This is a genomic window from Methanolobus sp. ZRKC3 (genome assembly GCF_045291275.1).
Taxonomy (GTDB): Archaea; Halobacteriota; Methanosarcinia; order Methanosarcinales; family Methanosarcinaceae; genus Methanolobus.
Genome location: NZ_CP146982.1, coordinates 1,718,173 through 1,733,902 on the forward strand (window position 1 = coordinate 1,718,173; position 15,730 = coordinate 1,733,902).

The following is a 15,730-nucleotide window of genomic DNA, read 5'->3' on the forward strand; positions in this document are numbered from 1 at the left end:
ATCTAATTGATCATGCACTTTGACAAAGAAAAGTCATTTAACTGGCTCTTTTCCCAGGACATCACTGAAGTTAAAGAGATATCACGGGTTGTGCTAGCAAGTCATCTATGGGATGTAAAGAATGAACTTATCGTTAAACTGATCAGAGCAAAGGGAGAAAGATTCTGGAACTATTCTCTCAGAGACAGCTCCAGAGCGGTGTCTGCACTTGCGAACAGAGGAATTATTTTTCCTGACGTTGAAAAATGGATACTTTCAAAACAGGAGAATAGTTCATGGAACAATGATGTGTATGATACAACTTATGCATTAGCAGCACTTGCAGATATGGGAATATATAATCCCGAGGGTTGTAGCTGGCTTGTTGAGAATTATTCTTCTGATTGGGAATACCCCGGAACCACAGCCCTTATCATAAGCGCCCTTATCAGACAGAATGAGATACAGGGAGCGGAAACTACCAATTACAAGGATTTCATAAATGAGCGTGCCAGGTACATACTTTCCCAGCGTGACAAGAATGGAGCATGGAAAACAATCGCAACCAGCAATATATGCATACAGGCGCTACTGCTTGCAGGATGTAAGAAAGAGCTTAGCGATGACATTGATTGGTTACTGGGTAAAATGAATGCTAACGGAGTATGGGGGAAAGATGAAGGAAACGTTACTGCAACAGCATTATCCCTGATAACCCTTGCATACTTTAATGAATAGAAGGAGAGGATAGCTCTTTAACAGGCAGTATCACATGAATTGTGGTATACTTACCTTCTTTACTTTCAGCCCACACACCACCTCTATGAGCTTCAATTATCTTCTGACATACATAGAGTCCAAGGCCATTGCCACCGTATTTTCGTGTTGACGAACCGTCTGCCTGATAAAATCTTTCAAAGACATTGGGAAGGCTCTTTTCAGGAATACCTATACCATCGTCAGTTATTCTTAAGTGAATCCTATCATCTTCCTTGATAGCGGATATGCTGATGGTTCCACCATCGGGTGTAAACTTTACAGCATTATCAATGACATTCACAAGAGCATCTTGAAGAGAATCAAGATCACCCTCTATCAAAGGCAGATCATCCGGGAAGTTCTTTTCAACTGTATGCCTCTTGCTTGCCAGTTCAGGGGAACGATCAAGAAGGGCAGATGCGACTACCTCGGAAAGGCGGAGTGGAACAAAACTGAATTCCATACTCCCAGCTTCGGTTATGCTTACATAGAGCAATGAATCGATCAGCCTTTTTAGCCGTTCAGAGCTGAGCATGACCTTTCCCATGGCATCTCTTTGTTTGTCAGTTAGCTCACCAAGTGAACCATCAAACATGAGTTCACTGTAACCCTTGATGGGGATGAGAGGTGTTTTGAGCTCGTGCCTGAGATTAGAAAGGAATTCATCCTTCATCTTATCGAGTGATTTCAACTCCTCATTGGCATTTGCAAGGTCCTCTGCATATTTATTAAGGGCCTCTTCTGCAGATTTGCGTTCTGTGAAGTCCTCAATAACACAAACACCACCCATGAGTTTGCCTTCATCCGATATCACAGGGCTGAACTCTGCCTTGATAGGAATGGACCTATCTGAGAATGGAGAAACAAAAGTATCCTCATATCTGGCAGGAAGGCCTGCAAGAACCTGTTTTACTGCCTTTTTGATGGAGTTATCACTGAAAGACGTGAGCAGATTGAATCCGATAATACTACTGATTACCTGCCCCTCTTCAGCACCAACGATATTAACGAATTTTTCGTTGCACTGTGTGACAACACCATTCTCATCAAAGTGGAAAATACCCAAAGGGGATTTCTCAAAGATCATACGGTATTTATTCTTGGAAATGGTTGTCATCCTTTCCTTCATCTTGCGTTTTGATATATCATTCAGAATAGCACTGTGAAATACTTGTCCGTTTTTGCGAGTAGTTGTGATGGAGAGCTCAAGAGGGAATTCGGAACCATCCTTCCGAAGACCTGTAACCTCAAATATTCGCCCCATCACCTGAGACTTGCCAATGGATATTAGCTGATCCCAGCCTTCATGCGCCTTCCTATAACGCTTTGGCATGATTACAGAAAGAGGCTCCCCTATTATCTCAGCTTCATCATAACCAAATAACTGGGATGCTTTCTTATTCCAGAATGTGATCTTTCCACTGGAATCAGAAAGTATGATCGCATAAGTTGCAGAGCTCAGAAAAGAAAATATAGCTTCTTTTTCATGCAATGCTTTCTTTTCAGCTTTATCTTTAACTGTAACATCAGTACCCGAAAATATCAGACCTTTGATATTTTCATCTTTGCCCTTGAGCTTGGTGATGTTCCAGGTAAGAACCAGTTCATCTCCATTTTTTGTAATAAGCTCATGTTCCAGTGGCTCACTGAGTTCTAATTCAGTCGATAGTACAGCAGATATTGTTTCGTCAAAAGAAGAGATTAATCCCCTGGGTATGAAAAGCTCCATCCAGTCCTCATCCTCAATTTCAGTTTCATCGTAACCAAGAAGAGATTCAAATTTACTGTTGGCCAATAAAATGTTCTTATCAGCATCTATGACCATGATAGGAGAGTTAATAAGATTGAAAAATGGTCTGGCATTTTCTATTTCCTCAAAGGAAAGAGCTGCGGTAAACATTGGAGCATAGGTGGAATCACAAAAACATTCCTCATTCATATTGCCAGAGCAACATGATACTTTCGTTTCTTCTACCATCCATACACCTTAATTCATGTGAAATTTACCAGATATCCTTAATTTGATTCACCATTATAAAGATATTAAATATATACATATAATAATATATAATATTTGTTGCTCATACGCTTATTAACCAGTTAATAAACTGACAAAATACTAACAATTTGAGAAACATACTATGCCCCATACAAACAACAATATTCGAGTATGTAGTAGAATTTATAATCAACAAGGCTATTAGGTAAATGCTGGTGAATGGCATGAATGAAGAAATGATAAAATATCATGAAAGTTCTAACACCTTTATTGCACGAAAAAAAGCTTTTTTTGAGGATGAAGTTACCATTGATGGAAATTTCATTGTAGGAGCCGGAGCAAATTTCTGGAGTAACCTTACTGTAAAGGGTAACTTAAAACTTGGAAAAGGATCTGTGGTCAAGGGAGACGTTAAAGCAGATAATATAATAATTGGGCCAAGGTCAGAGATCAAGGGCAACGTGGAAGCAGCAAACGACCTGAAACTCTTTGATTCTGTAAAGGTCAGCGGATCGGCCACTGCCGGAAGAGATATGCACATTCGCCCGGGATGCGAGATCAGCTTTGCAAAAGCAACTACAATACTCGAATTGATAGGTCAGGTCAATATTAAAGAAATTGAATCCGGAACAAAGGTAATAGTACGTTCCGAATGATACCAGCAATTATCTTCATTTATCCTTTTCTTCCGAGAGAATGTTAAGTACCTGGTCCCTCAAAGCATTGACCTCCTGACTTGTCCTGCCACGTGGTCTTGGGAGGTCCACGTCTATGATCGTTTTTATCTTACCCGGACGTGATGTCATCATTACTATACGATCTGCCAGGAAAACAGCTTCATCAACGCTATGAGTGACAAAAAGGACAGTCAGGTGTTTCTTTTGCCATATTTGCAACAATTCGCCCTGAAGGACATTCCTTGTCTGTGCATCCAGTGCACCGAATGGTTCATCCATGAGAAGTACTTCAGGCTCATTTGCAAGAGCACGGGCGATGGCAACCCTCTGCTTCATACCACCTGAAAGTTCATGAGGAAAGCTATCCTTGAACTGCTCAAGGCCCACCAGCTCAAGATATTTCTCTGCTTCTTTTAATGCGTCCTTCTTTTTCGCGCCCCCCATTAAAGGACCGAATATCACATTCTCAATTACCGACTTCCACGGGAAAAGGGAGTATTCCTGAAATACCATGCCCCTCTTGGGACCCGGTCCTGTGATCTTTTCATTATTGAGGAAAATATCTCCATCGTCAGGAATATCCAGACCTGAGATTATCCGCAAAAGAGTTGTCTTTCCACATCCGGAAGGGCCCAGGAAACATACGAATTCCGCGTCCTTGACTTCCAGGTCCACATTATCAAGAGCTACCGTAGGAGTCCCACCTTCTTTGATAAATCTACGGGATACACCCTTTACGCTAACATTTCCCATTATGCCATCACTCCTGAGCGCCATTTGAGAAGGCGACCTTCAATATAGTACCTCAGGACACGATCAATGAAAAGTCCCAAAAATCCAAGTATCAGCATGTAAAGAAGCACAAAACTCATATTGTGCAAATAATAGTGGTGCCATATCTTAAATCCAAGACCGTCCTTGCTCACGCCAAACATTTCAGCTGCTACCAGACACATCCACCCAACACCCATGGCGATCCTAATACCGGCTGTGATAGATGGTAGAGCCGATGGAAGTGCAACATATCTTATCAATTCAATATCACGATTGCAACCAAGAACCTTTGCCGCTTCCACATATACCTTTGGAACACTCTTAAAACCGGTGAAGGTATTGATTATGATAGGGAACACACCACCTATAAATATCAAAAATCCGGCACCTAACGGATTTAATCCTATCCATATAATGGCAAAGGGAATCCATGCCAGAGGAGGAATAGGTCGAACGATCTCAATTAGCGGATCAACTATCCTGTCAATTATCCTGAACCAGCCCATGGCCATTCCTATCGGAATACCGATTAGCAGAGCAGTTATGAGACCGATCCAGAAATGCATAAGGCTATATAATAGATCAATTATCAATTCTGGAAGCTGTATTTCCCAGGAGAAGAGAGTTAGATTATCCTGTCTTGTTATCGTTGTCAAAAATGCAAGCATTACGTCAGTAAAACTTGGAAGGAAGAAATCGTTCTGCACCCAGTAGACAGCTATTAGCTGCCATAGTATAATTGCAGATAAAATGGAGAATATCTCCACACCTTTGCTCTTTAAGTTCTGAAAGCGCACCTGAAACATGGTTCCTCCGGTATTCTGGAAGCTAAAAGCTCCAGTACCGCAACTAAAAGGTTTTTCTTAATATTAAAGTTACCATCGAGAGCTTAAAAAAAAGGATTATTGATCAAGAGCTTCATAGAAGCTCAGATCAAATATATCATCCTCTGTCAATTCTGTGTTGATGTAACCAAGATTATACTGGACCTTTGCATATTCCAGTGTTGGTTCGACTATCATACTAGGATCAGCCACCCATGCACCATCCCAGTCTGCAAGGGACTTTCTCACAAGTTCCACATCCCAGTCCTGGTCATCAGCGAATATCTGAGCTGCCTCATCGATATTCTCAAGATTGTAGTTGGTTGCACGAACATGGGTTTCCACTATCTGCTGTACGACCTCAGGATGCTCACGGATGAGTTTTCCACTTACAGCAACGACACAGCATGCATGGTTTGCAAGTATGTCACCTGATTGGACAACTGACCTGGCATCGCCTTCACTCTCGATCAGTGTTGGTGCAGGGTGTGGCAGGAAAGCACCATCTATCTGTCCTGCAGAGATGGCAGTCATTGCATCTCCCGGACCCATTGGCAGGATCTCGACATCATTGTCCGGATCAACACCGTTCTCTTTGAGCCAGTTCCTCAGGAGTGTGTCCTGAATGGTTCCAGGAGGGAAGGTTGCCAGTGTAAGGCCTTTGAGATCCTGTGGACCTTCATATGGGAACTCATTACGAAGTACAAGGTCTGAACCCTCTATCTGTGATGCTGCGACTATCTTTGCATCCAGACCGCTGGCAAGGGCAGAGATAACGGGTGCTGCACCAACGTATGCAACATCGAGGTCCCCTGCAAGCATTGACTGCATTTCAGGAGCACCTGTGGGGAACAGGTTATCATTGAACTTTTCTATACCAAGGGGAGAAAGGTCCTCTTCCCACCAACCCTTTTCCTTTGCTGTAAGGTAAGCGATCTGATGTGTGCTTGGCTGGTATCCAAATGTCAATTCAGTGAGAGCTTCGTCATCTTCTTCTTTTTCCGCACAGCCGGATACAAGTACTGCTGCCACAAGGAAAGTTATCAGAAGTAAAACCGAAACTGGTTTGAGTATTCTTTTCGTGTTCATACTGCTACCTATAATTGTTAGATGTTAAAATAGCACGATACCATAAATTATATACATTTCCGTTTTTTGCACTGTATTTTCCCAAACGTATTAATATCAGATGATTCATTGCCCATATAGGACAATTTTTTAACAATTAAATGGTATGTGGAAAAAATGAATGTTGCTGAAAGAATAATCGATTCCGTATTCGAGTCTGACGAGGTTTTTAGAAAAACACTTTCAAGAGCAATAAAAGAAGATCTTGGACTTACAGCACTTGATTTTGCAGAAAAGGCAAACATACCTTCAAGCACACTTTACAAGATCCTTTCCGGTAAGCGAGAACCAAATGTGAAAACTCTGCGCCAGATAATAAAGACCGTCAAAGCTATAGAAGGATTGGAAAAAGGAGAATTCATAGCAGTCATTGCTGCACGCCCGGTGCTGGATAACATGAGTGAAACTAAGAAGAAGATCTGTGGAAATCTCTGCACCATAAGGGAATACTCTGCCACATCAATGGAGGAAGCGATTATAGCTGCGGTTCGTGCTGAGAGAGAAGGAGCCGTGGCTCTTGTATGTGCTCCAATTGTAAGTCCAACCGTAGAGAAGATATTGAAGATCCCGGTTGCCACGATAATGCCAAAGAACAGTTTGATAGAAGCTATAGAACTTGTGGCTAAAAAAATAAATTAAAAAAGAGAAAGAAGTTATCGGATGTTTCCGATCAACTCCTTTACTGCTTCTATTGCTTCAGCTACTTTTGCCTGAGCGATCTCAACGGTCCATCCTCCGGCTGTGAACAGGTAACCAAGGCCTCCTGCCACCACAAGCACGATTGCACCGAGCACATACAAAATTGTGCCTGATTTTTCGAATACCTCGTATGTTGTTTCCAGATCGCTTACCTTTACAACATAAGTTCCAGGTTCTTCCTCTGCATGCTTGAATTCAAGGGTCTGAGAGGCGCCAACTTCCATGCTTATGGTCTGGCTGCCCACGACAGTTCCATTGACCTTCAGTTCGACTGTGTAGTCACCTGCAGCTGTTCCGGTATTTTCAACATCAACATTGAAAGTTGCATCCTGGCCCTGTTTAACATCCAGTGGAGAGATCACCAGATTACTGAACTCGAACTTGGCAGCAAGTTCCATTACCCTTACATCAAGTTCTGCATCAAGAAGTCCTGATTTTGTTGCCACGATCTTGTGCATTCCAGGTTCTGTGGATGTGTAGGTAATGGTCCCATCCATTGAAGTGGAGCCAAGGGATTTGCCGTCAAAGGTTACTTCAGCACCCTGAACTGCATCTCCGCCTATTGACTTGAGCACGAAGATGGTCATTGGACTGCCTTCGAAGACTTCTTCAGGCGATACCTCAATGCTTACCTTTTTGGTCTCATCATCCGGATCAATTACCTCGATCTCATCGCTGCCTGATACATATCCTTCCTTTTCAGCAACTATCTCGAGATTTCCTACCTTTGTAGGAGTATAATCTATCCTGCCCTCATCATCGGTGGTACCTATTTCTGTACCTTCGACAGTAACGGTGGCATCTGCAACAGAAGCACCACGTGAGGTTACAGTTATGGTAACTTCTTCTCCTTTCTTAAGTACGGATGCTCCGAGTTCCACTTTAAGTTCTTCATCCGGAGAAGTCTTCACCTCAGTGTAGACATAGTACCTTACATCACTGGAATCTGCTACTCTGATGCCTACGTTCTCCATTATTTCGATGTCCTTATCCTTTGAAAGTGATATGGAATCCTCGTTCTTCATGATAATTGAACTACCAAGACCAGTGATCTCCATTTTACCAAAAGTGTCACCATCCTCGAGTTCAGTATATTCATCGGATATCTGGAAAATACCCTCTACGAAAACCGCATTGCTCTCAGTCCCTCTGAATACCTCATCGAAGTGAACTACGATTATTGGAACATCCTCTGATTCACCAAGATCTGTTTCGTATATGTAATCATCATTTCCAGACACTATGCCGCTGTCAACTTCATCCCCATCCTTGTTAAGCTCAACAAGAACCTTGTTACCATCATTGTCAACTTCCACAATGTCAAGGGTGTAGCCTTCACCAAGTGTCAAAGAACTTCCAGAGAAGACAGACTTCTTTTCATCCTCATCCAGTATCACTTTGGACAATTGGCCATCTGAAAGCAGGTCAACTTCATCGTTGGAATTGGTATCAAATGCATCTTCAGGATAACCTGCAAAATATTTCTCTGCCATGAATCCTATTACTTTGAAACCATTATCCCATTCAGAATGTTCGAATTCTACTTCTTCCGGAGTACTGGTATAGACAAGGTCACCATCATCTATGGATCTGCCATCTATATCTAATACTTCCAGCTTTTCTGTCTGAATACCTTCATCGATGTCATAATAGAATCCTTCAAAGTTCAGTGGGGTCCATGTAAGCAGGTCCGAACCTTCTGCAACCGTCCCACGAAGTTCATATGTGCCTGGTTCAGACATATCAACAAATGGTGCGAATCTCAGGTCATCATCATCTGCAACTATCAGTTTGATCTTACCCATGATGTCTACGATCTTACCCTTGGAAAGAGATACTGAATCATCATTCTTCATCTGTATCATTGTATCGCCTACAGATGTGATCTCCATCTTACCAAAGCTGTCTCCACTCTCGACTTCAAGATATTCGTCTGATATCTGGAATATACCTTTGACAAATACCGCATTTGATTCAGTACCACTGAATATGTCATCAAAGTGAACCGCGATGAGTACTACATCATCACTGTCGCCAATATCCACCTGATAGATGTAATCATCATTACCTGAAACTACATCACTATCGAGCTCATCGCCATCTTTTACGAGCCTGACGAAAACACTGTTACCATTTACGTCCACTTCCACAATCTTAAGCTCATAACCTTCCTCAAGGATCAGGGATGAACCGGAGAAAACGGATTCCTTTTCATCATCATCGATAAGCACCTTCGCAAGCTGCCCGTCTGACATCATGCTTATGATCTCAACACCATCTATGTCGGTGTTTGAAGTATATGCTGCAAAATAATTCTCAGCCATGAAACCAATGACCTGGTATTTACCCCATGCACTGTGCTCAAAGTCAGTTTCCACAGGATTTGTCTCATAAACAATATCCTTGTCGCCTATGGACCTGTCAATATCGGTTATTGTCATAGTCTCTGAACTTAGTCCGGATTCAAGGTCGTAGAAAAATCCTGAGAAACTCTTTGCATTCCATGTGTAGTCTGTGGACTGACCTGCGTTCTCATCCCATATCCTGTCACCACTTGAGTAGGTTTTTGACCTTACATTCCAAGTCCAGCTCTTAGATACTGTGTCACTTGAGTTTGTAGCCGTTACAGTTACATTATATTCTCCGACTGACGCATCGGATTTCGTAAATTCTGCGTCTGAAGATGAAGAATTAGTTTGAACAGATGAACCATCGATGTACCACTCGATATTACATATCTTATTCACAGTCAGATTGAATATTTGAGCATTGCCTACAGTAGATTCGGGGTTTGATGTAGGTTTAGAATCAGTGATACTAAGAGGAATATCAGTAACTGTCCAGTCCCATTTTTCCTGATCAGTACCATTTGCATTTTCTGCGAATACAGTGAGATTATGAGTTCCTTCCGGAGCAGAATCAAAAGAATACGATGATGAGATCACAGAAGTATTGGTTGTTAGTGTAGTTCCATTCATTATCCAGGTCAGGTTAACTGGCTGATTTATAGTGACTTCAAAAGTCCTTGAATCTCCAGTATTGTCACTTGGAGTCAAATCAGTGGGATCAACAATAGTTATAGAAGGAGCAGGAATTGCCATTACATCCCATGTCCATATCTGATCATCAGTACCATTTGCATTGCTTGCAGTAGCTTTTACTGTATATGTATCAGCAGGTGCGGTGCTGTTTGTATAACTGGCAGATGTCTGGGAATTATTTGTTTGGACAGATATACCATCAATAAACCATTCAATATCTGCTATTTGATTTGTCCCTACTGTAAACACCTGCGTATCACCTACAGTAGTATCGGGATCAGAACCAGGAGAATGGGAATCGATATCCAAGGATTCATTTAATGTCCATGTCCACTCAAATGAGGATGATTCCATTGTTGTCGTGTTTAATGCAACAACTGTAACATTGTGTACACCCGCCGAAGGATTGGCTGAGTAGGAGTCACTGGTCTGGTTAACAACTGATTGCTCAGAAGCGCCATTGAGATACCAGGTTATATCAGTCGTTTCGTTCACATTAACACTGAATCCATAAGGCAAATCATCTGTAAAACTCGTAAATGATGCCCCTCCTGGAGTAGGAGTAATCACTGGAGTAGCGTTTGTTGCTCCTGCAATTAATATGAATAAAGTTAATCCAAGTAATATAGATTTGGAATTATTTCGCATTCTAAAACTTCCTTCAAGTATAATATGATCAAAGTATAGTGTAATCTAGTATAATCTTCTTAAATTCACAATTGTAGATAACCTTTTCGATTTATCGACAGGTTAACTCCATCCCCGCGTGTAATGTTAGTACCAACTACCTGTTCGACTACATCCCCTATAACAGTTAAATAACATGCGCTTTGAGCTTCTTCGAGCATGCCTGGAGATACAGTGAACAGCAACTCGAAGTCACCGCCAGTGTACATGGCGAAATTTAGCAACTCATCAGGGTCGTCGGTTACATGATTCCTTATGTCATCGTGTACCGGAATTGATTCTTCATAGATTGAAAAACCCACACCGTTGAGGTCTGCAAGATCGTGAAGGGACAGCGCAAGTCCGTCGCTTGTATCCATCATGCAGGTCACAGCACCTGACTCTGCAAGCTTCTGCCCTTCTGCTATGCGAGGATACGGTTCAAAGAGTGTGTTGAGCAAAGAATCCGGAACATCGATACCGTTAAACAGTGCATGCAAAGCAGCTCCAGCAGAGCCTGCAAAACCTGTTACACATACCTTATCGCCCACCTGCGCACCCCTTCTTGTGAGCAACTGGGATTTCTTTACTTTTCCAAGAGCTGTGCCGTTGATGGTCAACTCATCATGGGTGTCGATATCCCCTCCGATCACAGATGTACCGCACATTTTAGCACAATCCGCCATCCCCTTGCATATTTCTTCCACAAAGGATACATCCGTATCAGGTGACATACCCAGGGATGAGAGAAAACCTATGGGTCTTGCACCTGTGGATGCAACATCACTGAAATTCACAGCCGACGACATCCAGCCGATCTGCCACGGAGTCATTTGTAGAGGAAAATCGGTTTTCCTATGTAGCATGTCCGTTGTCACTACAAGATACTCAGTTTCAGATATATCCAGTACTGCGCAGTCATCCTCACCCGGACCTATGAAAAGGTCGGGGTTCTTACTGTTTTTAAATGATCGTGATAGAGCATTTATAAGGGATCTTTCACCCAATTCAGATACCTTTTGGGATTTTGTCATGTTTTTCCTGCTTTTACAACTTTATAGATATAGTTTCTGTCATCGGTCATAAAAAAGAGCGTGACTTGAATGAGAGAGATACGAAAAAGAAAAAGCTGGAAGATAACCTTAGATCAGGCTGGCTTCCCGAGTAATCATCTACGCATTCTGCGCCTCACTGCAACAAATGCCCCTCCGAAAACTACGACCACAATGACCAGAGGGAGAAGGTAACCCACCAGTACGATAAGTGCGTTGACCATGGAAATGAAGCCATTCACAGATTCAGAAACTGCATCCCGAAGTCCCCATGAACGGGTTATTGGACGGGGCTCTGTGACCCTTACATTGATGGTTGAGAATTCGATGCGATCATCGAGATAGTTAAGGCGTCCGGTAAGACTATCTATCTCGCCACGTACACGTTCAAGTTCCTTTTCCACGCTGAGCACTTCTTCAACAGTCTCAGTCATATTGAGAATCTCAAAAAGCCTGGTTTCCTGCCTTTTAAGGTTCCCCAGGCGAGCGGTGACATCTATATATTCCTCAGTCACATCCCTTCCGCTCTCACTTTTTGAGGTGACCTTTCCAAGCCCCTCGATATCCGCAATAAACTGAGGATAATCAGATTCAGGAACCCTTACAGTTATGTATCCTTCTTTGGCATTGCTCGAGTCATAATAACTATCATATACCGAGGAACTGGAAACGTATCCTCCTGCAGCACGGGCAGCTTTAGCTATAGTTTCCACTGTTGCATGGGCATCATCGACCTCAATAGACATATCAACAGTAGTTATGGTCTTACGCTCTGCCGAAACACCACCCACCCCAGCGGAACCCGAATCAATAGGAATGGGTTCTTCACTAACTGCATATTCGAAGTCGTCTGAATAACTGATATCCTTCTGGAATTGAGAATTCTGTACACTTGCCTCATCCAGACCCATACAGCCGGATACTACCAGTCCCAGCAGTATCAGAAATAATACAGATAAGCAATGTATCCTCTTCATTTGATCACGCTCTTTTTGAACATGATTAAACTATGGACCCCTGCATATAAAAGAATTATTTAAACTTCAAATGGATTCGAACTTAACTTTTTCATTTCCTTTTTCCCTGGTACGAATATAAATATTATCAAGGAACTCATGAGCAGCCATGGCAAGTTCAAGCATCTCATCCCTGTTGTATGGCTCCATGGAACGCATGCTCTCAAGCATTGCATTGTCAGGAACCCCTTGCTGGATAACATATGGTACATCCCTATTTCCGGTTAATTGAAGGAGCGAACGTGCAATCCCGGACACATCATCAACACTACCAATAAAGTCCCTGAACACAGTTGTGCGAAGCTCGATATCCACAGATTCCAGGGTAAGGAGTATGGACTGCCGGACATTTTCCAAGACAGTTTCAGGTTTTAGAGAAAGCGAAAAGTCATGGCAACCGATGGCTTTTGCATAGAGTCGCGTATCATCCAGGGGAGCCTTGACGTCGATGAAAAACTTGTCCACAAGCTTTTCCTTTACCATTTCTCCCATCACCTTTGGGAAGAAACCATTTGTGTGTACGCCCACAAGCAAGCCATTTTCCTTTGCAAAGCTGGCAAGGTGCATACTGGCAGCTTTCTGGGCAAGAGGTTCGCCCCCTGAGAGGACCATACTGCTTACAAAAGGTTTTGACTTCTTTATGGATTTTTCAAGCTCAGATACATCTACCATATTGTTTTCTTTCAAAAGCTCATAATTCTGGCAATATGGACAACGGTAAGGGCAGCCCCTTAAAAAAAAGACGATTGACACCCTTCCGTGCCAATCTATTGTGGATATGGGAATCGTGTTCCCGTAATTAATTTCCATGACATCAGACCATATCGGATGAGCCGTAGCGCATCCTGTCGGCAAGCTCCTGCTTCTTTGCATTGTTCCAGCCATTTACAGCCTGCACATAGCCGGTGACTCTTGATACCTGTTCGACGTGATCGGAACCACAGTTTACACAGTTATCTTTCAGTCCTGACATTATGTGGAAGTCATTCAGACAGACAGTCATGTCCTTGGTAAAGGCAAAGTAACCTATCTGAGTATTCTTTGCAATGTTCATTGCAAATTCCTTAAGACCCTTTGCGTCAGGAGCACCCTCACCCATCCAGATATGACAGATGTTGCCACCGTCAACTATCGGGAAGAAGACATGCTCGATATTGAGCCTGTCAATAAGGGATATATTAGCACCCGGTGGCACATGGGTACCATTGGTGTAATAGATAGGCAGATTGTGAGTATTCCTGAGATTTGCAATTGCAAATTCTTTGTCACCTTTTACAACCTCTGCCACACAATCAGCATATTCCTCGTGCAGGAAATCGGACACAGCAAATCTCTGACCGGTGGTCTCTGCAGGAGTGCGTGCAAGTGCTATTTCCAGACCGTGTTTCTGACTGAGCTCATTTGCATACATTTCCATTTCAGTCATTGCCCTTATGGCAAATTTGAAGGCGTCTTTGGATTCGTGAAGCTGTGAGCCAGTGTGATACTGCACCATCTCGTTGATACCTATCACACCAATGGTACATACCAGAGCATCGATGTCAACTGCGATGGCACCTTTTTCGCCAGTAATAGGATCTTTTGGCCTCTGTGTGGCGAAAGGCATCCTGTTGTTCTCAATGATATCTTCCATCCAGCTGCGCTTTGTCTTGAAGAGCTTTATGCACTGGTCCATGAGACCTTTAAGATCATCAAAGAGGGCAGCATCATCTCCGTTTGCTCTGTATGATGCCCTTGGACAGTTAAGGGATACGACCTGCCAGGAACCCATTGAGAAATGTTTTCCATCCTTGAACATGAGCTTATCATCAAAACTATCATCTGCATCAGCGTTTGCAGAGAACTGGTATGCACAGCACTGATAACAGGAGATACCCTCACCTGCACCTCTGTACTCAGGTAGTTGATTATCGAAGTAAGGAGTACCGAATTTTGCTGCCAGTTCAAAGGTCAGATCATACAGTTCTTCGTAAGTTGGCAATTCAGGATGTGCTCTGTTGAAGAACTCATCTTCTACTATGAAGTCCGGTTCAATGGATATTTCAGGTTTTGGGAAATTGAATGGCTTGCCCCAGTTATCACCCTCGATCATTACGTCCATAAGTGCCTTAAATGCCAGGCGCACCTCACGCTCGAAGTCACCATATGTGCGCTTCTGGGTGCCATGGGTTCCATCATGCACACGCCCCTTATAGACGGCAGGCTTGTCAACCCAGAGCTTTGGAACACCAGGTGAAAGCTGAACAGAGGAGAACACTACCTGTCCGCCACGTGCAACCATCATTTGGGTCATCTCATAGACAAACATCTGCATGAGTTGATTAATATCATTATAGTCCTTGCCTTCAAGATAAGGTGCAAGGAAAGTCAGGAAATTATAGAATCCCTGTCCGCCTGCAAAGTTGGTCTGGGCACTTCCAAGAGCCTTCACTGCATGAAGTATTGCAACTTCTGCCTTCATTGCAGGACCGGCTACACTTGCCTTTGCCCCTGAACCATCCGGCATTAGGCCATAGTAGAAGAAATACCTCAGATCCCAGTCCTGACAGAATGCACGGGTTCCGAGATACTCAAGATCGTGAATGTGAATGTCACCATTAAGGTGCAGATCAGCAGTTTCAGGTGGCAGGAGAAGGAGATACTGCTCCTTTGAGATCTTATCTGCCTTTTTCTTATGGGAAGTTTCGGCATTTTCCTGAAGATTTGCATTATCGTTTGCCTCAAAACCACTTCCAAGATCGATCTCACATGCATCATAAACAGGAGTACCTATTCTTGTGGAGACATTTCTCCATTCCACATGACCCTTCTCAAGCAGGATCATGTTGACCATTTCCCTGATCAGTGGTCCGGAGAGGAATTTCAGGTCGAGAATTCTAACACGGCGCTCGACTTCCCGGGCAATATCATGAGCCTCTTCCTTGCCCATACCGGGCTTGTTATGAAACCTCTCAGCAAGTTTTGTTTCCTTGATCAATTGATTGATAATGACATTGCGATCCCACTCAACCATATGCCCTGCTGTAGTGCGCACCTTTGGCATTATGGAGATTGATTGACCGTCAAGTGTTTTCTGAATAGCATGTGGTTTATTAAGTGAATTCATCATGTTCCCT

Annotated in this window: 12 protein-coding genes; 3 read left to right on the forward strand and 9 right to left on the reverse strand. The window is 43.0% G+C overall.

The genetic code is table 11. The features are described 5' to 3' along the window. The first annotated feature begins 12 nt into the window (after window positions 1-12). On the forward strand, window positions 13-717 hold the full coding sequence (locus tag V7O66_RS08675) for a hypothetical protein (RefSeq protein WP_406659912.1): 705 nt from the start codon (window positions 13-15) through the stop codon (window positions 715-717). On the opposite strand, the gene V7O66_RS08680 is transcribed toward V7O66_RS08675, so the two are convergent. Beyond that, window positions 707-2,716, reverse strand: coding sequence for a PAS domain S-box protein (locus tag V7O66_RS08680; RefSeq protein WP_406659913.1), 2,010 nt, complete (start codon window positions 2,714-2,716; stop codon window positions 707-709). The two genes, V7O66_RS08675 and V7O66_RS08680, sit on opposite strands and share 11 nt — an antisense overlap. A gap of 245 nt (window positions 2,717-2,961) precedes the next feature. On the opposite strand from V7O66_RS08680, the gene V7O66_RS08685 reads away from it, so the two are divergent. Continuing rightward, window positions 2,962-3,393 (forward strand): polymer-forming cytoskeletal protein, encoded by a 432-nt coding sequence (locus tag V7O66_RS08685; protein WP_406659914.1) that lies wholly within the window; start codon window positions 2,962-2,964, stop codon window positions 3,391-3,393. A 15-nt stretch (window positions 3,394-3,408) separates the two neighbouring features. Here V7O66_RS08685 and V7O66_RS08690 read toward each other — a convergent pair whose 3' ends face one another. From V7O66_RS08690 to V7O66_RS08700, 3 genes are all read right to left on the reverse strand, one after another. Continuing rightward, a complete protein-coding gene (locus V7O66_RS08690) occupies window positions 3,409-4,167 on the reverse strand; it encodes an ABC transporter ATP-binding protein (RefSeq protein ID WP_406659915.1) in 759 nt (252 codons plus the stop codon). Next, window positions 4,167-4,994: an ABC transporter permease gene (locus V7O66_RS08695; RefSeq protein ID WP_406659916.1), complete on the reverse strand. Its 828-nt coding sequence runs from the start codon at window positions 4,992-4,994 to the stop codon at window positions 4,167-4,169. The genes V7O66_RS08690 and V7O66_RS08695 overlap by 1 nt, the downstream gene beginning before the upstream one ends. Window positions 4,995-5,090: 96 nt before the next feature. Then, window positions 5,091-6,101 (reverse strand): ABC transporter substrate-binding protein, encoded by a 1,011-nt coding sequence (locus tag V7O66_RS08700; protein WP_406659917.1) that lies wholly within the window; start codon window positions 6,099-6,101, stop codon window positions 5,091-5,093. 156 nt (window positions 6,102-6,257) lie between these two features. On the opposite strand from V7O66_RS08700, the gene V7O66_RS08705 reads away from it, so the two are divergent. After that, window positions 6,258-6,779, forward strand: a complete 522-nt coding sequence (locus V7O66_RS08705) for a helix-turn-helix domain-containing protein (RefSeq protein ID WP_406659918.1) — start codon at window positions 6,258-6,260, stop codon at window positions 6,777-6,779. A 14-nt stretch (window positions 6,780-6,793) separates the two neighbouring features. Here the strand turns inward: V7O66_RS08705 and V7O66_RS08710 are convergent, their stop codons facing one another. The 5 genes from V7O66_RS08710 to nrdD form a co-directional block, all read right to left on the reverse strand. Beyond that, window positions 6,794-10,375: an S-layer protein domain-containing protein gene (locus V7O66_RS08710; RefSeq protein WP_406659919.1), complete on the reverse strand. Its 3,582-nt coding sequence runs from the start codon at window positions 10,373-10,375 to the stop codon at window positions 6,794-6,796. Between the two features lie 218 nt (window positions 10,376-10,593). Continuing rightward, window positions 10,594-11,580, reverse strand: a complete 987-nt coding sequence (thiL, locus tag V7O66_RS08715; RefSeq protein ID WP_406659920.1) for a thiamine-phosphate kinase — start codon at window positions 11,578-11,580, stop codon at window positions 10,594-10,596. A 134-nt stretch (window positions 11,581-11,714) separates the two neighbouring features. Then, window positions 11,715-12,575 carry a DUF4349 domain-containing protein gene (locus V7O66_RS08720; protein WP_406659921.1) on the reverse strand — a complete coding sequence of 287 codons (861 nt, stop codon included), beginning with the start codon at window positions 12,573-12,575 and terminating at the stop codon, window positions 11,715-11,717. Window positions 12,576-12,641: 66 nt separating this feature from the next. Further along, the gene (locus V7O66_RS08725; RefSeq protein WP_406659922.1) at window positions 12,642-13,499 is read right to left on the reverse strand and encodes an anaerobic ribonucleoside-triphosphate reductase activating protein; all 858 of its coding nucleotides are present in this window, start codon (window positions 13,497-13,499) and stop codon (window positions 12,642-12,644) included. Further along, a complete protein-coding gene (gene nrdD, locus V7O66_RS08730; protein ID WP_406662618.1) occupies window positions 13,429-15,723 on the reverse strand; it encodes an anaerobic ribonucleoside-triphosphate reductase in 2,295 nt (764 codons plus the stop codon). Before nrdD ends, V7O66_RS08725 begins: the two co-directional genes overlap by 71 nt. Window positions 15,724-15,730 lie beyond the last annotated feature (7 nt).